The organism is Perlucidibaca sp. (assembly GCF_057084925.1).
The window spans coordinates 47862-66016 of the sequence record NZ_JBXMRC010000022.1 but is presented as its reverse complement, the minus strand read 5'-3'; the positions used below and the strand labels follow the sequence as shown (position 1 = coordinate 66016).

The 18155-nt window shown below is 59.5% G+C and carries 17 protein-coding genes; 10 read left to right on the top strand and 7 right to left on the bottom strand.

Annotated elements, in window-relative coordinates; genetic code table 11:
• Window positions 1–2 precede the first annotated feature (2 nt).
• Genes AC14IB_RS06255 through AC14IB_RS06245 form a run of 3 tightly spaced genes read right to left on the bottom strand, consistent with a single transcriptional unit; the run spans window position 3 to window position 2415 of the window.
• Window positions 3–833: an HlyC/CorC family transporter gene (locus AC14IB_RS06255; protein WP_484231066.1), complete on the bottom strand. Its 831-nt coding sequence runs from the start codon at window positions 831–833 to the stop codon at window positions 3–5.
• On the bottom strand, window positions 833–1372 hold the full coding sequence (ybeY, locus tag AC14IB_RS06250; protein WP_484231065.1) for an rRNA maturation RNase YbeY: 540 nt from the start codon (window positions 1370–1372) through the stop codon (window positions 833–835). The genes AC14IB_RS06255 and ybeY overlap by 1 nt, the downstream gene beginning before the upstream one ends.
• A complete protein-coding gene (locus tag AC14IB_RS06245) occupies window positions 1369–2415 on the bottom strand; it encodes a PhoH family protein (RefSeq protein WP_484231064.1) in 1047 nt (348 codons plus the stop codon). Before AC14IB_RS06245 ends, ybeY begins: the two co-directional genes overlap by 4 nt.
• A gap of 161 nt (window positions 2416–2576) precedes the next feature.
• Here AC14IB_RS06245 and AC14IB_RS06240 point away from each other — a divergent pair, with 161 nt between their 5' ends.
• Genes AC14IB_RS06240 through AC14IB_RS06225 form a run of 4 tightly spaced genes read left to right on the top strand, consistent with a single transcriptional unit; the run spans window position 2577 to window position 5545 of the window.
• Window positions 2577–3566 (top strand): alpha/beta hydrolase, encoded by a 990-nt coding sequence (locus AC14IB_RS06240; RefSeq protein ID WP_484231063.1) that lies wholly within the window; start codon window positions 2577–2579, stop codon window positions 3564–3566.
• Between the two features lie 32 nt (window positions 3567–3598).
• Window positions 3599–4390, top strand: coding sequence for a TrmH family RNA methyltransferase (locus tag AC14IB_RS06235; RefSeq protein WP_484231062.1), 792 nt, complete (start codon window positions 3599–3601; stop codon window positions 4388–4390).
• A 15-nt stretch (window positions 4391–4405) separates the two neighbouring features.
• Entirely contained in the window at window positions 4406–5329 is a 924-nt protein-coding gene (locus AC14IB_RS06230) for a glutathione S-transferase family protein (protein WP_484231061.1), read from the top strand.
• Window positions 5330–5341: 12 nt separating this feature from the next.
• Entirely contained in the window at window positions 5342–5545 is a 204-nt protein-coding gene (locus AC14IB_RS06225) for a tautomerase family protein (protein ID WP_484231060.1), read from the top strand.
• On the opposite strand, the gene AC14IB_RS06220 is transcribed toward AC14IB_RS06225, so the two are convergent.
• The gene (locus tag AC14IB_RS06220) at window positions 5502–6308 is read right to left on the bottom strand and encodes an alpha/beta fold hydrolase (RefSeq protein ID WP_484231059.1); all 807 of its coding nucleotides are present in this window, start codon (window positions 6306–6308) and stop codon (window positions 5502–5504) included. The two genes, AC14IB_RS06225 and AC14IB_RS06220, sit on opposite strands and share 44 nt — an antisense overlap.
• A gap of 1 nt (window position 6309) precedes the next feature.
• Window positions 6310–7716 carry a tRNA (N6-isopentenyl adenosine(37)-C2)-methylthiotransferase MiaB gene (miaB, locus tag AC14IB_RS06215; protein WP_484231058.1) on the bottom strand — a complete coding sequence of 469 codons (1407 nt, stop codon included), beginning with the start codon at window positions 7714–7716 and terminating at the stop codon, window positions 6310–6312.
• A 119-nt stretch (window positions 7717–7835) separates the two neighbouring features.
• On the opposite strand from miaB, the gene AC14IB_RS06210 reads away from it, so the two are divergent.
• From AC14IB_RS06210 to AC14IB_RS06185, 6 genes are read left to right on the top strand one after another with little or no spacing between them, the layout of a single operon-like run.
• The gene (locus tag AC14IB_RS06210; protein ID WP_484231057.1) at window positions 7836–9779 is read left to right on the top strand and encodes a lytic transglycosylase domain-containing protein; all 1944 of its coding nucleotides are present in this window, start codon (window positions 7836–7838) and stop codon (window positions 9777–9779) included.
• A 2-nt stretch (window positions 9780–9781) separates the two neighbouring features.
• Window positions 9782–10387 carry an SCO family protein gene (locus tag AC14IB_RS06205; RefSeq protein WP_484231056.1) on the top strand — a complete coding sequence of 202 codons (606 nt, stop codon included), beginning with the start codon at window positions 9782–9784 and terminating at the stop codon, window positions 10385–10387.
• A 33-nt stretch (window positions 10388–10420) separates the two neighbouring features.
• Window positions 10421–10858, top strand: coding sequence for a copper chaperone PCu(A)C (locus tag AC14IB_RS06200; RefSeq protein ID WP_484231055.1), 438 nt, complete (start codon window positions 10421–10423; stop codon window positions 10856–10858).
• 53 nt (window positions 10859–10911) lie between these two features.
• Window positions 10912–12018: an efflux RND transporter periplasmic adaptor subunit gene (locus AC14IB_RS06195; protein ID WP_484231054.1), complete on the top strand. Its 1107-nt coding sequence runs from the start codon at window positions 10912–10914 to the stop codon at window positions 12016–12018.
• Window positions 12019–12021: 3 nt separating this feature from the next.
• The gene (locus AC14IB_RS06190) at window positions 12022–15090 is read left to right on the top strand and encodes an efflux RND transporter permease subunit (protein WP_484231053.1); all 3069 of its coding nucleotides are present in this window, start codon (window positions 12022–12024) and stop codon (window positions 15088–15090) included.
• Entirely contained in the window at window positions 15083–16117 is a 1035-nt protein-coding gene (locus tag AC14IB_RS06185) for an MBL fold metallo-hydrolase (RefSeq protein WP_484231052.1), read from the top strand. Before AC14IB_RS06190 ends, AC14IB_RS06185 begins: the two co-directional genes overlap by 8 nt.
• A gap of 6 nt (window positions 16118–16123) precedes the next feature.
• On the opposite strand, the gene AC14IB_RS06180 is transcribed toward AC14IB_RS06185, so the two are convergent.
• Together AC14IB_RS06180 and corA are read right to left on the bottom strand one after the other, a co-directional pair.
• Window positions 16124–17146, bottom strand: a complete 1023-nt coding sequence (locus AC14IB_RS06180; RefSeq protein WP_484231051.1) for a M14 family zinc carboxypeptidase — start codon at window positions 17144–17146, stop codon at window positions 16124–16126.
• A complete protein-coding gene (corA, locus tag AC14IB_RS06175; RefSeq protein ID WP_484231050.1) occupies window positions 17143–18093 on the bottom strand; it encodes a magnesium/cobalt transporter CorA in 951 nt (316 codons plus the stop codon). The genes AC14IB_RS06180 and corA overlap by 4 nt, the downstream gene beginning before the upstream one ends.
• Window positions 18094–18155 lie beyond the last annotated feature (62 nt).

The following is an 18155-nucleotide window of genomic DNA, read 5'->3' as shown; positions in this document are numbered from 1 at the left end:
GGTTAGCTGGGTTCTACTTTAAGTAGACGTATCGTGCGCGAATCCGCCGCGAGGATGGTGAATTTCCAGCGTTCCAACACGATTTGCTCATCTTTTTCCGGCAGGCGCTCAAAACCATTGATCACGATGCCCGCGATGGTATCGAAGTCGTCGTTGTTGAAGCGGCTGCCAAAGTGCTCGTTAAAATCGGCTATCGGCGTCAGGGCTTTCACCACCCATTCTTTCGGGCCGGTTTCGCGAATCAGCACGTCTTCGTCGTCTTCGTAATCGTGTTCGTCGTCAATTTCACCCACGATCTGCTCCAACGCATCTTCGAGGGTAACCAGGCCAGCAATGCCGCCGTACTCGTTAACGACAATCGCCATGTGGTTCTTCTTGCTGCGGAACTCACGGATGAGTTTGTCGAGGTGCGTCGACTCCGGCACATAGAACGCGGGGCGCAGGTAATCCTTTAGGGCAATACGGTCGCGCCCATCAAGGATGAGTTTTAGCAAATCTTTCGCAAAGAGAATGCCCAGCACTTCATCGGGGTTGTCGGCCGCCAGCACCGGAAAACGAGAGTGTGCAGACTCGATCAGGCCGGGTAGAAACTCACGTAATTCATCATCACTGCGAATAGCCACCATCTGGCCGCGCGGGATCATGATCTCGCGGACTTGCCGCTCCGAAACCTGCAGCGTGGACTCAATGATATGCAGTGCTTCAACATCCATCAGGCCACGCTTGGCTGCATCGCGGATCACGGCAATCAAATCATCACGCGTTTCCGGTTCGTCGCTCCACACATCGGTGAGTCGGCTTAACCAGGATTTCGGACTGTCGCCCTCGTTCATTACGGTAGTTCCCTTGGTGTGACTAAAGTGGGGGTATCGCTGGGCTCGTCATCGTAGGGGTTATCCCAACCCAGCGTGGCCAAAATGGCGATTTCTAATGGCTCCATACAGGCAGCATCTGCTGCTTCAATATGGTCGTGGCCGAGTAAATGCAAGACCCCGTGAACGGTCATATGCGCCCAGTGTGCCAGCAGTGACTTGCCCTGCTCTTCGGCTTCACGAGCAACCACATCGGCACAGATGGCAAGGTCGCCCAACGGAATTTCTTCCAGCTCGGCGATGAGCTCAGGGGGTAGGTCGGCAGGAAAAGACAGCACATTGGTCGACTTGTCTTTACCCCGGTAATCACGATTCAGCGCTTGGCTTTCGGCTTCGCTCACCATTCGAATATCGATGCTCACCGACTGCTCGGAGCGGCCAGCGGCACGCAGCGTAGCGTCTGCCCAGCGCTGAAAGTCGGCTTCTTTTGGCAGGCTAGCGATGAGCTCGGAGCGGCTCAGCAGCGTCTCATCAATATCCAGCCACAGGTTCAAGCTCATGATCGCTCCGGTCGCGGGGGCTGCTTCGCGTCCCACTTTTCGTAAGCATCCACGATGCGCATGACGAGCGGATGACGAACCACATCGCGAGAGGCAAAATGCGTGACGTGAATGCCATCCACACCCTCTAGCACTTTCAAGGCTTGCGATAGGCCAGACGGCTGCCCTCGCGGCAAATCCACTTGGGTGATGTCGCCGGTAATGACGGCCTTGGAGCCAAAGCCCAGGCGCGTTAAGAACATTTTCATCTGTTCCGGCGTGGTGTTTTGGCTTTCATCCAAAATAATAAAGGCATGGTTTAGCGTGCGGCCCCGCATATACGCCAGCGGAGCCACTTCAATCACTTCGCGATCAATGAGCTTGGCCACGCGTTCAAAGCCGAGCATTTCGTAGAGCGCATCGTAGAGCGGGCGCAGATACGGATTGATCTTTTCGGACAAATCGCCGGGTAAAAACCCCAGTTTCTCGCCGGCTTCAACCGCGGGGCGCACCAACAAAATGCGGCGAACCTGGTCGCGCTCCAGCGCATCCACAGCACACGCAACCGCTAAATAGGTTTTGCCCGTGCCAGCAGGCCCCACCCCGAAGCTAATGTCGTGACTCAGAATTTGCTCAACATAGCGTCGTTGATTCACACCACGCGGGCGTATGGAGCCTTTTTTGGTGATGAGCACCGGGCCGTCATCCAGGCCTTCTGCCACGATTGCCGTGCGTCGTGCCTGATGCCCGGAGGCGGGCGTGGCCGAGGCGTTATCAGCGAGTTGGCTCAGCGCAATTTGCAAGACCAAATGCACAGTCTCTGGGGCGAGAGAATTACTGGTTTCTGTTTCGTCGTAGAGGCGCAACAACACTTCTTCCGCCAGACGTGCCGCGGGCTCATCGCCGTGCACCACACAAGAATACCCACGCTGATTGATTTGCACCTGTAAGCGCTGCTCAATCAATTTGATGTGCTCATTCAGTTCGCCGCAAAGCAACGCCAAACGGCGTGGGTCTTCGGGCGTTAAGGGCAACTTGCGGTGACTGGTCGTCGGGGTATTCAAAGTGATGTGGGGCTCAGGCCATAAAGGGATGCAGGATAACTTAAAGTGCGGGAAGCGTCATAACAGGCTGCATAAACAGATCCGTGACAGACGAATGTTGGGTCTGATACTGTCGGCGAAATGACTTTACGGTCACAAAAATACAACAAGAGGACTCATCCATGCCGACACTTGCTAATGCTGCTCCGGATCAAATTGATCGTCCTCGTCATTTAATTAGCGCTCAGGCGTCTACGTTGGGCTGGGCCTTATCGCTGTCGATTCGCCCGTTGGCAACCATGGCGGCCTACTCCCCGCAATCCATGATGAATATTCGGCGCATTTTCCGCATGACCGGCGCGGTGCTGTCGCACCTGCCCAAAAACGTCAGCATCACCCCCATGCTGACGCCAGAAGTGCGAGGCGAGTGGGTGTGCGCGCCCGAAGCGGTAAAGTCAAAACAGGTTGCTTTGTACTTGCACGGCGGTGGCTACTTCTTTGGTGCGGCCGCTATGCACCGTCAAATCACCTGGCGCACCTCACGGGCATTGGAGCGTCCGGTGCTGGCCATTGATTATCGCCTAGCCCCCAAGCACACCTTTGAAGCGTGGCGGGATGATGCCGTGCAGGCCTACGAGTACTTGCTCAGCCGGGGTTATGCCGGTGAAGACATTGTGGTGGGTGGCGACTCGGCGGGCGGCCATCTCACTCTTGTGCTGCTGCAAACCTTGCGTGATCGCGGCCTGCCACTGCCCAGCGCAGCCATCTGTATTTCGCCGTGGACGGACCTGAGCTGCGAGTCGCCCTCCATTCGTGATAACGAACGCCGCGACCCCATGATTCCTGCGCCGACGCTGCGAACCTTGTCGCAATTCTTGCTGCGCGACCGTGACCCCTACGACGCCTTGGTCTCGCCGCTGCATGGCGACTTCACCGGCCTGCCGCCCATGTTCATTATTGTGGGCAGTACCGAAGTGCTGCGTGATGACTCGCGCCGTCTGGCGGCCTGCGCGCAAGCGGCAGGCGTGCCGGTGCGCTACGAAGAGTGGCATCGCATGCCGCATGTGTTCCCGATTTTCGCCGCGATATTGCCCGAGGGCCGCAGTGCCTTCGAGCATATCCGCGAGTTTGTGCGCGGTGTAGACGTGCAGAGAAAAGCACGCGCGGCGTGACGGCGAATGGCGCAAACAGGTAGCATCGCGCCATGAACTCACCTGCCCAGCAAAAAGCCCCTGAAGTCACCCGCGCTGAACAAAAGCGCGTGCGTGATTTACATAGCAAAAAAGGTCGTCGCGAACACAATGCCTTCCTCGTGGAGGGAGGCAAAAGTGTGGCCGAGCTACTCGCCGCCGACTGGCCTGTGCTTGCCGTTTACGCCAGCCACGAAGCAGCCCCAGACCTGCGGGATGCCACCGCACGTCGCGGCATGCGCTTGCACGAAGTGAGTGCCAGCTTGCTCACCAGCCTCAGCACCTTTGAAAGCAACGACAGCGCACTCGCCATTGCCGGCCAGCGCGCCTGGCCGCAGCAGGCTTTGCGCGCGGGCGAGTTAACGCTGGTGCTCGACGATATTCGCGACCCCGGCAACCTCGGCACCATTCTGCGTTTGGCCGACTGGTATGGCGTGACGCAGGTGGTTTGCTCGCCGACCACGGCCGAGTGGCAGGCACCGAAAGTGATTGCTGCCAGCATGGGCTCGTTCCTGCGGATGCCGCTGCTGGTGCGCGAACTGCCCGAGTTTCTCGCGCAGGCGCGCGCCGAGGGCGCTGACGTGTTAGGGGCAGTGCTTAACGGCGAGAATACCCATCGCTTGCGCCAGCCCGTGGCGAAAGCGGCGGGCGCGGTGCTGGTCATCGGCAATGAATCGCATGGCCTGAGCGCCGAGGTGCAAGCGCTGCTCACACGGCGGTTAACCATTCCGCGTTTTGGTCAGGCCGAGTCACTGAATGCCGGCGTGGCGACAGGGATTTTGCTGGATGGCTGGCGAAGAGGCTAATTGAGAGAAACAACCATGATCCTGCACCACTACGCGTTATCTCCCTTCTCGGAAAAGATTCGCGCCATGCTTGGCACAGCCAATTTGCCCTGGCAGTCCTGCATCACCCGTGAGCTGCCACCGCGCCCGGTATTGGCGGCGCTGGCAGGCGGGTATCGGAAAATTCCGGTGGCGCAAATCGGCGCAGATATTTTCTGTGATACCCGAGTTATCGCCAGTGAAATTGCCGCGCTGAGTGGCAAGCCGGAGCTGGCGCTGGAATCGGCGGACGAAGCCACGCAAGCCTACGCTAACGCCACCGATCTCTATGTGTTTATGGATCTGCTCACGGCGTCGGCCACGCTAACTGCTGGGCGCAAGATGCTCGCGAGCATGTCCATTCGTGACTTTATTGACTTCTTTGTGGATCGCATTCGCATCGGCTCGAAAGCGAAAGTGAAGGCGCGTAACCCCCGTCAGGCCAAGTCTCGCGTGCTGGCGCATTTAGCCGCCACCGAGCAGCGCTTACAGAGCCAGCCCTACCTGTTTGGGCAGCAAGCCACTCATGCCGACTTCTCGACCTATCACAGCCTGTGGATTGCCCGCGATGTGGCGGAGTGGTCTGCTCTCAAGGACTTTCCCTTGGTCATGGCGTGGATGGACAGGTTGCAGGCCGTCGGGCAGGGGCAGCGAACAGAAGTCAGTGCCGAGCAGGCGCTGAAGATTGCTCGTGATGCCACGCCACGCGCTATCGCGGTGGAGCATCAGCAAGACGCCAGGATCGGGAAGCGGGTTAGCATCGCGCCATCCGACTATGCCCGAGATGCCACGGTTGGCCGCTTGGTTGGCGTTACCTCCACGCGCTGGATCATCGCCCGCGAAACCCCAGATTTGGGCACCTTGCATGTGCATTTCCCACAAACCGGCTACGCGCTGCGTGACGTCGCAGAGAGCCACTAAGGAGTTCTTGTGATGCCCTACGTAAACATTAAAGTGACGGACGAAGGCGTGACCCCAGCGCAGAAGGCCGCGCTCATTCACGGCGTGACAAAATTGCTTCAGGACGTGCTGAATAAAAACCCCGCCACGACCGTGGTGGTGATTGACGAGGTGAATACTGATAACTGGGGCATTAGTGGTGAGCAGGTGACGGAGCTGCGGAAAAAGCTAAAATAGTTTTCGCCAATTCCACCGGCTGCTCCATCGGTATCAAATGCCCGGCATCGATCACGCTAAGCGTGGCGCCGGGAATTTCGTCGGCCAAAACCTGTGACAGTGCCCTAGGCACCATTTGATCTTCACGGCCCACAATGACCCGCGTACGCGCCTGAATCTGCGCCAGCTCGGCCCGAATATCCACGCGGGCGTCGAGGTCGGCCTGGCGTGCCATGCCGTTCCAGTTCGTGAATTTCACGATGGCCGCAACGCGCTTTTCCAGCACGGCGGTGGGTTGGCTGCTAAGCCACTGCGGGCTGCATCCGGTGAGCAAGATAAAGCGCGCCATCAGGGTGTGATCGCTCGCGATGAGTTCGCGCCACAGTCCAAATTGCAGTTCGCTGCGGCTGTCAGTACCACCGGCAAAACCGGCGACCAGCACCAACGAGCGCACCCGCTGGGGGTGCCCCGCTGCGAGTGCTGCGGCAATGACTGCGCCCAAGGAATAACCAACTAAATCGACGGTGGTTTGTCCGCAGGCATCGGCCACGGCAATGACTTGCGCCACCAGTTCGTCAAGCTGAAGGGCTTCGTTCAGGTCGGTGGTTTGGCCGGAGCCGGCATAGTCGGGGCAGATCACGGTGTGCGTTGGGGTGAGGTGCCGGAGCAACTGGCCCCAGTGCGAAAAGCCGTCGCCGCCGGTGCCGTGCAACAGCATCAGTGCCGGGCCGTTGCCTTCGACGGTGTAGTGAACACGGGCGTTGGCGGTGTGGGCGAATGGCATGTCAGCGCGCCTCGTGCCAGAGTGGAATGCGTCCGCTGGGTAGGCCTAAGCCGACCTGTGCTTCGGCATCCGATTCCACCCACAGCGGCGCACCGGCGCGCAGGGCGTTGATTGACTCAATGCCATCCACGAGCACATCGGCGAAACGGCCAATCAGCGAGGCATCGCCGGGGAAATGAATCCAGCGGGTGTTTTCTGCAATGCCCACAAGGTGGCCGGGGTAGCGCTTGGAGTGGCGATCCACTAGCACTCGCTGCACAGTACCCATCATGGCGTCGGTTTTCAGACCGGTATTACGCGCAATTTGTGTCTTTAAAATATTCAGTCGCGTTTTCTTAACCGAATCGGGTGTGTCGTCGGCCATTTCCGCTGCAGGCGTGCCCGGGCGCTTCGAGTAAACAAAGCTGTAGGAATGGTCGAATTCCACGAACTCGATGAGATCCATGGTGTCTTGGAAGTCCTGATCGGTCTCACCGGGAAAGCCAATGATGAAGTCTGAGCTAATGAAAATGCCGGGCTTGGCGGCTTTTAAGCGGGTGATGATGTCGCGGTACACGCTAATGTCATGGTTGCGCTTCATGGCCGCCAAGATGCGATTGGAGCCACTTTGCACGGGCAAGTGAACATGCGCGGCCAGCTCGGGAACCTCGGCGTGGGCGGCTATGAGCTCATCGCTAAACTCCAGCGGGTGCGAGGTGGTGTAGCGCACGCGAGCAATGCCGGGCACGGCGGCAACGGCCCGCAGAAGTTCCGCGAAGGAGCAGAGGTGGCCTTCATGGTGCTCACCGCGATAGCCGTTCACGTTCTGACCCAGCAGCGTGACTTCACGAACGCCTTGGCGCGCGACCTGTGCGACTTCGGTAATGACATCATCAAAAGGTCGCGAAATTTCTTCGCCACGAGTGTAAGGCACCACGCAGAACGAGCAGTACTTGGAGCAGCCTTCCATGACGGACACAAAGGCCTTGTGGCCCTCCACGCGGGGCTCGGGCAAAAAGTCGAACTTTTCATTCTCGGGGAAGCTGACATCAACCTGCGAGCGCTGCTGCAACAGGTGTTGATTCAGCATGTCCGGCAGGCGATGCAGGGTTTGCGGCCCGAACACCATGTCTACATAAGGGGCGCGCTCAAGAATAGCTTCACCTTCTTGGGAGGCGACGCAGCCACCCACGCCAATCACGAGGTCAGGGCGTGCGTTTTTCATGCGCTGCCAGCGGCCGAGTTCGGAGAACACTTTCTCTTGGGCTTTTTCACGAATGGAGCAGGTGTTCAGCAGAAGCACATCGGCTTCTTCCGGTATGGTGGTGCGGGTTAGGCCGTGGGAGCTCGCCAATAAGTCTGCCATGCGTGACGAGTCATACTCGTTCATTTGGCAGCCTTGGGATTCGATATAGAGCTTTTTTGCCATGTTGCAGTACTACCGATTTAGCCTGAGCGCGTCATTATACAGGTATGCTTGAAAACGCGTGGAGGCGCGACGCTGGGTGCGTTAACTGTCTCTATTCCGTTCCATGTTGAGGAAACACAATGACGATATCTGCCAAGCGCCCCCTGAAGTCATGGTGTTTGATGGCGCTTTATGCCTTTTCACTCACCGGCTCCACGATGGCGCGCGCCAATGATGTCGAATGGATCAATGCTCGCGCCGCTTTTCGTACCGGAGACGAGCCTGCTTTAAGTCAGGCCAAAGTTGCCATGGCGGACTCTCCCTTGGCGGTATACGCAGATTTTTGGCAGTTGTGGCGGCAGGCAAAAGACAGCGACAGCGCAGCCTTAGAGGCATTTATTGCCCGGGATGAGCGTGATTTTCTCAGCGAAAAACTGCGTGGCGAGTGGCTGCGTCAGTTGGCCAAAAAGGGCGAGTGGGGGACGTTTCGTCAGCAGTTTGCGCGTTTACAAGACCCCAGTGAGCTGGAACTGCAATGCCTCTATTGGCAGTCTGTGCTCGCCAATAACGAGCGCATCCCCAGCCCCGAGGCCAAGGCTTTGCGAACTACGTTGTGGCTGACGTCTAAAGACTTGCCCAGCGCCTGCTCGCCAGTTCAGGCCGCATTGCAAGCGCAGGGCGTGATTACTAGCGAAGATATTTGGCTGCGCTTACGCCTGGCGCTTGAGGCGAATGCTGCCGGTTTGGCGCGGCATTTAATGCAAACCTTGGGGGGCGATTTAACGGCAGATGCACTGAAGGCGTTGCAAGCCGACCCTGCTGCGTTTATTGCCAAGGCCGAGGTGAGCGATAGGGCGCAGCGCGAGCTGGTGGCCTATGCCTATGGCCGTTGGGCTCGCCTGGATCTCGCCGCTGCGAGTACGCAGTTATCGACACAAGCCGAGGCGCTGGCCGATCAAGCACCAGTGGCCTGGCGGCACGTCGCTCTAGCCGCTGCACGGAGCTTCAATGCAAACAGCGAAACGTATTTTCAGCGCAGCGAAGCCGCATTCTGGCCAGACAATCATCGTGAAAATCGCCTGCGTTTAAGTATTCGTTTCGGAGACTGGACGCTGTATCAAACGCTGTATCAGGCCTTGCCTGCACGCTTGCAGGATAGTCGTCCGTGGTTGTATTGGCAGGGCGTTGCCAGCAACGAGCTTGGTCAGAAGCGCGCCGCCGACTATATTTTTGTGCACTTGGCGCATGAGGATGACTATTACGGGCTACTGGCCGCTGAGCGGCTCGGCGATAAATCGCACCGCGCTATCGCCTCTGGTGTGATGACGGCCAAAGCCGATGTCGATCGCCTAGTGAAGTCGCCCGGATTCCAACGTGCTTTTGCGTTGCGCGCCTTGGGGCAGCGGTGGGAGTCGGTGAATGAATTTAATTGGGCGGTTAAACAGGCCGATCAATCGCTGGTGCTAGCGGCGGCTCAGGCGGCTAATGACGTGGGTTGGTATGACCGAGCGATTTATGCCGCTGAGCAGGTGTCTGGCGTGGAGGCAGTGCGCCTGCGCTACCTCATGCCGTATCGCGAATTAGCCCTGACGCTGAGTGAAGAACGCTCGCTAGACTCCGCCTGGGTCTATGGCCTGATGCGTCAGGAAAGTCGCTTTGTGCCGAACGCGAGTTCGGTGGTGGGCGCTGGGGGCTTGATGCAAATCATGCCCAACACGGCGCAATGGATCAGCAATAAGTTGGGCGTGCCCTATCAAGCAGAGGCGGTGAATGATCCTGAGCACAATATTCGCATGGGCACGTTCTATTTAAGCCATGTGCTAGAGGAGTTGGGGCATCCGGTCTTAGCGACTGCGGGCTATAACGCTGGGCCGCGTCGGGCTCGCGAATGGCAGAGTGACACCCCGCTAGAGGCCACGCGCTATATCGAAAGTATTCCGTTCTCGGAAACGCGAGATTACGCCAAAAAAGTCATGACCAATGCAGTGCATTACGCGCGCGCACTGGGGCAGGGTGAGACGCGTTTAAGTGCGCGTCTGGGCGATATTCCACCGCGTCCCACCACGGTCATTGAGGGGCCTTAAGCATGACATCGGTTTTTCGTATTTTTGTCTTTGTACTGGCCATTACCACGGGGCTGATCGGGGTCGCGGTCTGGGCAAAGAAAGCCTATTCCGAGCCTGCGGAAGTGCTGCCGGTATTGCGTTTGGGCGGCAATTTTGAGTTGCAGGATGATGCCGGCCGCTCGCGACAGCTCAGTGAATGGCGCGGCCGATTCGTGCTGCTCAGCTTTGGCTTTACGCATTGCCCCGATGTTTGCCCCATGACCTTGGCGCGTTATCGCGCGGTGCTTAAAGCGCTGGGTAAAGAGGCGAACCTGCTTCAGCCGATCATGATTAGTGTGGACCCTGCGCGGGATGCCGGTAAGGTCCTTGGCGATTACGTTCGCTACTTCGATCCGCGCATCGTGGGGTTAACCGGCGACTTGCCCACGCTGGCCGCAGTGCAGCGCTTATACGGCGCGCAAGTGGTGTTGTCGGCACCGGGCGAGCCGGTGTCGGTCAGTCATAGTGACTATTTGTATTTGATCGATGGCCAAGGCCAGACTCGTAAGCTCTTTGATCAGCAGGCGTCGGTTGCCATGATTGTTGAGGCGATTCAATTACTGCAGCGTGAGGCGGATGAGCGCTGACTTCCGGCCTTGGGCCGTCATCATGGAGTTGTCATGACCGTGTGCATTAATCGAGGAAGGCGTTGGATTGCCAGCCTGTTGCTGGTGCTGAGTGCGAATGCGTCGGCGGCGATTCTGGCAGAGCAAGCCTGGATTCGCGAAGTGCCGCCACAAAGCCCGGTGGCCGCCGCGTTTGTTTTACTGACTAATACGGGAAAGTCGGCTGATTATATCGTTGAGATGTCTAGCCCAATGGCCGGGCGCGTGGAGTGGCATGACATGCGCCATGAACACGGGCGCATGGAAATGACACAGCGGCTTCGGCCAGAGCTGCCCGCCGGCGTCACAACACCGTTGGCGCCGATGGCAAGTCACTTGATGTTGATGGAGCTGAAACAACCGCTGCGTGTGGGGATGAACGTGCCCATTCTTTTCAGACTGGCTTCTGGAAAAACACTGCGTGTGAGTGCGGAAGTTCGTGTCAGTGACTAAAAACAGTTCATCGGTTTCTATTAGATCTCGCTATTAAGCGTCAGGATGTGGTCATGCGATTGGTTTCTTTTACGGGGCGTGAAGTAAGCCCGGCCCTGCCGATGCTGGCGATCAGTTTGGCGTTTTTGGTCGGCTGTCAGCCGGCAGGATCTGATGCAGCGGCGGGTGCTAAAAAGCGGCCGCCAGCCAGCGTCGAAGTCATGCCAGTGCGTACCGGCGAATGGCAGTCTAGCTTTGCCACGCTCGGTACTTTGCGGGCCAACGAGTCGCTGGCCTTGCGTCCTGAAGTCGCTGGGCGAGTCACGGCGCTAGGCTTTCAGGAAGGTGCTTCGGTGCGTCGCGGCCAACTCATGGTGCAGCTCGATGACTCGGCCGCGCGTGCCGAGCTGAATCAAGCCCAGGCCAATCGCAAACTCGCCGAGGCCGATCTGGGTCGTGCGCGCAGCCTGGTTGCGTCTGGCCTGATTGCCGTCAACGAGGTTGAGCGCTTGCAAGCCCAAGCCGCGGTGGCCCGAGCCGCCGTGGACAAGGCGCAGTCGGCGCTAAGCAAGACGCGCTTGTTGGCGCCGTTCGATGGTCGCGCCGGTCTGCGCCAGTTCAGTCCCGGCGAGCTGGTGCAGCCCGGTCAGGCGCTGGTCACGCTGGTGTCGCTGTCGCCCATGAAGCTCGATGTGTCGGTGCCGGAGCGGGAGGCATCTAGCCTGCGCGTCGGGCAAGCCGTATCCGCGACCATTCCGGCCTTGAATAGTTTGCAGGTGAGCGGTCAGGTGCAGGCGCTGGAGCCGGCCTTGGACGGTGCTGCGCGAGCGCAGCAGGTGCGGGTGCTGGTGGCGAATCCAGCCGGCAAGCTGCAGCCCGGTTTGAGTGCGCAAGTACGCTTCCTGCAAGCCCAGCCACGCCAGGTTTTGCTGGTACCGGATCAGGCCATCGTGCCGCAAGGCGGACGTCAAGTGGTGTATCGCTTGCAAGGGGATGAAGCGGTGCTGACACCTGTTGGTGTAGGCGAGCGACAGAATGGTTTAAGTGAGGTGGTGTCCGGCTTGAAGGCGGGTGATGTGGTGGTGGTGTCCGGGCAGAACAAGTTACCTAAGCCGAGCCAAAAGGTGCGCGCTGTACCCTATGTCGACACCGTCGGGATGGCTCCGGCAGCGGGGCGCTAAGGCATGTCCTTTTCCGAGCTTTGCATTCGCCGGCCGGTGTTGGCCACCGTACTCAACCTGCTGGTCATGCTGGCAGGGGTGATGGCTTTCGACCGTCTGACGGTGCGCGAGTATCCCAATATCGATACGCCGGTGGTGACCGTGCAGGTCGACTATCGCGGGGCCAGCGCTGCCATCATCGAATCGACGGTGACCAAGGTGCTGGAGGACTCGCTGTCGGGCATCGAAGGCATCGATTTCATGACGTCGACCAGTCGCGCCGAGTCCACGCAAATTTCGCTGACGTTCAATCCGGATCGAGACATCGACAGTGCCTCCAGCGATGTCCGAGATCGCGTGGCGCGGGTACGCCAGCGCCTGCCGGAAGAGGTCGATGAGCCGCGCATTAGTAAGACTGAGGCCGATGCCAACCCCATCATCTGGCTAGCGCTTTCTGCGGACAAAAACTCGCAATCCGAGTCGGCGTCTCCCCTGGCGATTAGCCAGGTCGCTGATCGTGTGATCAAAGACCGCTTGCAAACTTTGCCCGGCGTTGCCGATATTCGTATCAATGGCGAACGCCGTCCGGCCATGCGAATTTGGTTGGATGCCCCTCGCTTGGCCGCGCAGAGCTTAACCCCGGCCGATGTCGAAGCAGCCTTGCGCGCGCAAAATCTGGAAGTGCCTTCGGGACGCATTGAGGGCACGCAACGTGAGTTTTCGGTGCTGGCCGAGACGGATCTGAACACGCCTGAACAGTTTGCTGCCGTTGTGCTCCGCAACAGCAACGGTCTGCTGGTGCGTCTGGGTGATGTCGCGCGCATCGAAGTGGGGCCGCTGGATGTGCGTCGCACCACACGCTTCAACGGTGTTGAGGGCGTCGGCATCGGCATCATTAAGCTATCCACGGCGAATCCGCTAACGGTGTCGCAGGCGGTGACGAAAGCGCTGCCGGAAATCCGTGCGGCCTTGCCCGAAGGCATGAGCCTGAAGCTGGCCTACGACTCCTCGGTATTCATCGATGCCTCCATTCAGAATGTGGCGCAGACACTGATCGAGGCCACGCTGCTGGTGGTGCTGGTGATCTTCCTGTTCTTGCGCAGCGCCCGTGCCACGCTGATTCCGCTGGTCACCATTCCGGTTTCGCTGCTCGGCGCCATGATCTTTATGCAGATCTTTGGCTTCTCGCTGAACACGCTGACACTGCTGGCCTTTGTGCTCGCCATCGGCTTGGTGGTGGACGATGCCATCGTGGTGCTAGAGAACATTTATCGCCACATTGAAGAGGGGCTGGCACCGATCGACGCCGCCATCAAGGGCATTCGCGAGATTGCCTTTGCGGTGATGGCGATGACGCTGACGCTGGTGGCAGTCTTTGCGCCACTGGCATTCACCACGGGCCGTACCGGCAAGCTCTTTACCGAATTTGCGCTGACGCTGGCAGCGGCGGTGCTGGTTTCCGGCTTCTGCGCGCTGACGCTGTCGCCGATGATGGCATCACGCGTGCTGAAGCCGGTGCATGGCACGCCGCCGCGCTGGTCGCAGGCCATCGAACGCGGGTTAAATGGCATCACTCAAGGCTATCAGCGGGCATTGGTTCGGCTTCTGCCCTGGCGCAAGACCGTCGTTGTCGGTGCGCTGGGCTTGCTCGGTATGGCGGTGATGCTGCTCATGGCGCTGCCGAAAGAGCTGTCACCTATCGAGGATCGCGGCATCATCATCGCCGCCGGCTCAGCGCCGGAAGGTTCGACGCCGGCCTACCTCAGCCGCTATACGCAGCAGGTGGAAACCGTCATGCAGGGGGTACCGGAGTGGGCATCGACTTTCATGATCATTGGCTTCCCGGACGAAACCCGCTTCATGAGTTTCAACCGCTTTCAGCCCTGGGCCGAGCGTGAGCGCAAGGTGCAGGAAATGGCTCCGATGCTGGCGGGCAAGCTGGGCAATATTCCCGGTCTGCAGATCGCGCCCATCCTGCCGCCGTCGCTGGGGCAGAGCAACCGCAGCAGCCCGATCGAATTCGTGGTGCAGACCAGCGCCGATTACGAGACGCTGAGCCGCGTCGTCAACGAGCTGATGGCACAGGCCAATGACAACCCCGGCCTGACCAATGTCAGCTCCGACCTCAAGCTCAACAAGCCGCAGCTGTCTATTCGAATTGATCGCGATCAGGCGGCGAGGCTGGGTGTGAGTGCCGCTGAAATTGGCCGGGCGCTGGAGTCTTTCCTTGGCGGCCGTGCCGTCACCACCTTCAAGCGCGACGGCTCGCAATACGATGTGCTAGTGCAGATCGAAGACAGCCAGCGCCGTCAGCCTGACCAGCTCGCGCAACTGTTCGTGCGCGCCGGTAACGGCGAGATGATCCCGCTCAGCAATCTGGTGCAGGTCAGCGAAAGCATCAGCCCGTCATCGCTGGGACACTTCAACAAGCTGCGCAGCGCCACCATCTCGGCCAGTCTCGCGGAGGGTTACTCTCAAGGGGAAGGTGTGGTCTTTATGGAGCAGGCGGCGAAAGCGCTGGCAGATCCCTTAGTGAGCACCGATTGGAGTGGCCCGACGCGCGAATTCCTCGCCGCCAGCGGCGCACTATCGATGACCTTTGTGTTGGCGCTGCTGTTCATCTATCTGCTGCTGGCCGCGCAGTTCGAAAGCTTCAAGCATCCCATTGTGATTCTATTCACCGTACCGCTGGCTATGCTTGGTGCTGTGCTGGCGCTGAGGCTCACTGGCGGTAGCTTGAATGTGTATAGTCAGATCGGCCTCATCACGCTGGTCGGCCTGATCACCAAGCACGGCATCCTCATTGTGGAGTTTGCCAATCAGCTCCGCGATCAAGGCGAGACGCCGGCGCAGGCCGTGCTCGATGCTGCCGTGCAGCGCCTGCGACCGGTGCTGATGACCACCGCCACCATGGTGCTCGGTGCTCTGCCGCTGGCGTTTGCCACCGGTGCCGGTGCCGAAGCCCGGCATCCGATAGGCTGGGTGATTGTCGGCGGCATGAGTCTGGGCACGTTGTTTACCTTGTTTGTGGTACCCGCGGTCTACCTGCTGGTGAGTGCGCGCGGGTCGTCAGGAGAGCTTCGCAGTGCATGAGAAAAACCCGGCGGAAGCGCTGCTGAAACCGCTCAAAGAACGGCTGGATGTGCTCAGCCAGCCGCGTCTGAAGCTGGCGGAAAACGACCACTTCAATGGCAGTCGTTTCTTCAATCCATGGCTGCGCACCGGCCATGGACTGCGTGATGCCCTGCGCTGGATGCGTACGCGCAAGCCCGCCGAATGGCCGCAGTGGCAGCATAATGAGCAGGCGCAAGTGCCGCCGGCCTGCTTCAGTCAGCGGCTGGATGATTGGCAGGTCACCTTCGTTAATCACGCCACCGTGCTGATCCAGATCGGCCCGTGGAATCTCCTCACCGACCCGGTCTGGTCCGATCGCGTCAGCCCGTTGCGCCAGATCGGTCCGCGCCGCGTGCGCAATCCCGGCCTGCGTCTGGACGAGCTGCCGACCATCCACGCCGTGCTGCTCAGCCACGATCACTACGACCATCTCGATGTGCGCTCGCTGATGTGGATTGCCCGGCGTGACGAACCGCTGATCGTGACCGGCCTCGGCGTCGGCGCGGTGCTGCGTCAGCATGGCATCGCGCGCGTCAGCGAATGCGACTGGTGGCAAAGCGTCGAGTTGGGGCCGCTGACCATCCACTTTGTGCCGGCCCAGCATTTCTCCGGACGCGGCGCGCGGGATCGCAATCGTACGCTCTGGGGAGGCCTGTATGTTGGTTGCGAGGCTGGTGGCTGTTTCTTCGCTGGCGATACCGGCTACGGCCCGCACTTTGCCGAAATCCGCGAGCGCCTCGGCGCACCGCGCTTGGCCTTGTTGCCGATTGGTGCCTACGAGCCGCGCTGGTTCATGGGCCCGGTCCACATGAACCCGGACGATGCCGTGCGTGCCCATGTTGATCTTGGTGCGCGCCGTTCGCTGTCGATTCACTTTAATACCTTTCAGTTGACAGACGAGGCCATTGAGCAGCCGGTGCTGGATTTGCAGGTGGCGCTAAATACGCATGGCGTGGCATCGTCTGCGTTTGCGGTGCTTAAAGAGGGTGCTGCGCTGCGGGTTTGAGTCAGCTCAGCTGAACCAGCGCGCCATCGCCACCTGCTCGTGCAGCACTCTTTCGGCCCCCTGCGGCAGCCAGTTGTGATGCGACACACAGGCCTGCTGCAGGAAATCAAACAGGGTGACATGACGGCGCAACACGCGCTCATGGCGATGTGGCAGCAGCGGATTGAACAGCCCCATCGGGTCCAGCAGCTGGCGCGGATTCTTCTTCATCCAGGCCCAGGAGCCCAGCTCCAGTGTGAACGGCAGGAACAGCTTTTCCGGCTGTTTCTGCCGGGCTTCATCGTAGAGAAAATCCCAGAGATCGCCGTGCGTGGTGTAGTTCAGGCACTGCGGCTCCATCAGGTAAAAACTGTGGTTGGGATAGGTACGATTGAACAGCGCGCGCAGGGCTTCGGCCTCGGCCAGATGCGGCAAGGGCTGCTGCGTTCGGGCATAGGGAAACCAGAGCTGATCGCGAAAGCCGAAGCCGGAATGGCAGTCTACCGCCAGGGAAAAGCGATGCGGCAGCAGACGCTCGCGCACGACCTTGAACACGGCTTCCGCTTCCGGCTGTAAGGGTTCGCCAACTGCGCCGCGATACCACGGCAGATGCGGGCTTAGGCGTTGACCGCCGAGCGGCCAGCGCACATCGCCATCGGCCTCGACCGGCGCATGCCGCATCAGATCCACACCGGCCGGGTTGGCGCGCGTGCCGCGGAGAAAGCCGCCGGGATTCACAATCGGAATGAAGACCAGGCGCAGCCGCGTCAGCAGGTCATGCAGCGTCACATCCCATTGCAGGCGCTCAACGAGGTTGCCGAGATAGGCGATCAGCACCTGACTGCCGATGCGCTCCACGCCGTGCACGCCGCCGAAGAAGCCGATGGCGGGTACATCCGGGCTGCGATTGCCCATGCTCAGGCACCACAGCGGCAGGCTGTGGCCATCCACATCAATCCGGGTGACGACTTCGCTGACCAGCCGGGAGCCGGCCTTGTCAATGAGCGCATCAAGCGCCAACAACTCCGGGCTGTTGGCGAGATGGTTCACAGCCAGTTGCGTCGTTTGAAGTAGAGAAAAGGCGTGACCGCCGACAGCGCCATCAGCCCGATGGCGAATGGGTAGCCGGCAGCCCAGTCGAGTTCGGGCATGAAGCGGAAGTTCATGCCGTAGATGCTGGCGATCATGGTTGGTGGCAGGAATACCACCGACGCCACCGAGAAGATCTTGATGATCTTGTTCTGGTTCACGTTGATGAAGCCGAGCGTGGTGTCGAGCAGGAACTTAATTTTGTCGAACAGGAACGAGGTGTGTGCGATCAGCGATTCGGAATCTCGGATGATGTCGCGCAGGCGTTCGCTGAGGTCGGCATTGAGCATGCCCGAGCGCAGCAGCAGGTAAAGCATGCGCTGCAAATCGACCATGGAAATACGCACTTTACCGATGATGTCTTCTTGTTGCGCGATCTCGGTCAGCAACGATTCCATGTCGTCGGTCTCGGCGTTGCCGAGCACCTGCGAACTGGTCACTTCGAGATCGGCGGCAATACGCTCGATCATGTCGGCGAGATTCTCCACCTTGGTCTCAAACAGGCCGATCAGAATGGATTTCGGGCTGCTGATGTTGACCAGACCCTTACGGGCGCGCAGGCGGAACAGGCGGAACGCGGCCAGCTCTTCTTCGCGTAGCGTGAACAGACGATCGCCGTTGAACACGAAGGCGGCAGAGATGTTGGTAGACGATTGGTCGGCGTAATTCAGGAAGTAGGAGCTGATGTGTAGGCCGTCATCGTTTTCATAGAATCGTGAAGTCGCCTCGATTTCATAGAGGTCATCGATGCTGGGTAATTCCTGGCTATAGGCCGTGCGAACCCACTCGCGCTCTTCGGCGCTGGGGTTGATCAGATCAACCCAGAGAATGTCAGCAACCAGGTCTTCAGCCGCGTTAATAGCAACCGGTTCGAGCAGCCCCTTGTTCAGGGTAAAAGCCATCAGCATGAACGGTGCATCTCCCAAGTGTTGGCGCATTTTAGCAATGCCGCGCCGGCACTAGCTACCCA

Excerpts from the sequence above, each read along its gene's own strand:
- AC14IB_RS06255 (WP_484231066.1), bottom strand. The coding sequence starts at position 833 with ATGAACGAGGGCGACAGTCCGAAATCCTGGTTAAGCCGACTCACCGAT.
- ybeY (WP_484231065.1), bottom strand. The coding sequence starts at position 1,372 with ATGAGCTTGAACCTGTGGCTGGATATTGATGAGACGCTGCTGAGCCGC.
- AC14IB_RS06240 (WP_484231063.1), top strand. The coding sequence starts at position 2,577 with ATGCCGACACTTGCTAATGCTGCTCCGGATCAAATTGATCGTCCTCGT.
- AC14IB_RS06235 (WP_484231062.1), top strand. The coding sequence starts at position 3,599 with ATGAACTCACCTGCCCAGCAAAAAGCCCCTGAAGTCACCCGCGCTGAA.
- AC14IB_RS06230 (WP_484231061.1), top strand. The coding sequence starts at position 4,406 with ATGATCCTGCACCACTACGCGTTATCTCCCTTCTCGGAAAAGATTCGC.
- AC14IB_RS06225 (WP_484231060.1), top strand. The coding sequence starts at position 5,342 with ATGCCCTACGTAAACATTAAAGTGACGGACGAAGGCGTGACCCCAGCG.
- AC14IB_RS06220 (WP_484231059.1), bottom strand. The coding sequence starts at position 6,308 with ATGCCATTCGCCCACACCGCCAACGCCCGTGTTCACTACACCGTCGAA.
- miaB (WP_484231058.1), bottom strand. The coding sequence starts at position 7,716 with ATGGCAAAAAAGCTCTATATCGAATCCCAAGGCTGCCAAATGAACGAG.
- AC14IB_RS06210 (WP_484231057.1), top strand. The coding sequence starts at position 7,836 with ATGACGATATCTGCCAAGCGCCCCCTGAAGTCATGGTGTTTGATGGCG.
- AC14IB_RS06205 (WP_484231056.1), top strand. The coding sequence starts at position 9,782 with ATGACATCGGTTTTTCGTATTTTTGTCTTTGTACTGGCCATTACCACG.
- AC14IB_RS06200 (WP_484231055.1), top strand. The coding sequence starts at position 10,421 with ATGACCGTGTGCATTAATCGAGGAAGGCGTTGGATTGCCAGCCTGTTG.
- AC14IB_RS06195 (WP_484231054.1), top strand. The coding sequence starts at position 10,912 with ATGCGATTGGTTTCTTTTACGGGGCGTGAAGTAAGCCCGGCCCTGCCG.
- AC14IB_RS06190 (WP_484231053.1), top strand. The coding sequence starts at position 12,022 with ATGTCCTTTTCCGAGCTTTGCATTCGCCGGCCGGTGTTGGCCACCGTA.
- corA (WP_484231050.1), bottom strand. The coding sequence starts at position 18,093 with ATGCTGATGGCTTTTACCCTGAACAAGGGGCTGCTCGAACCGGTTGCT.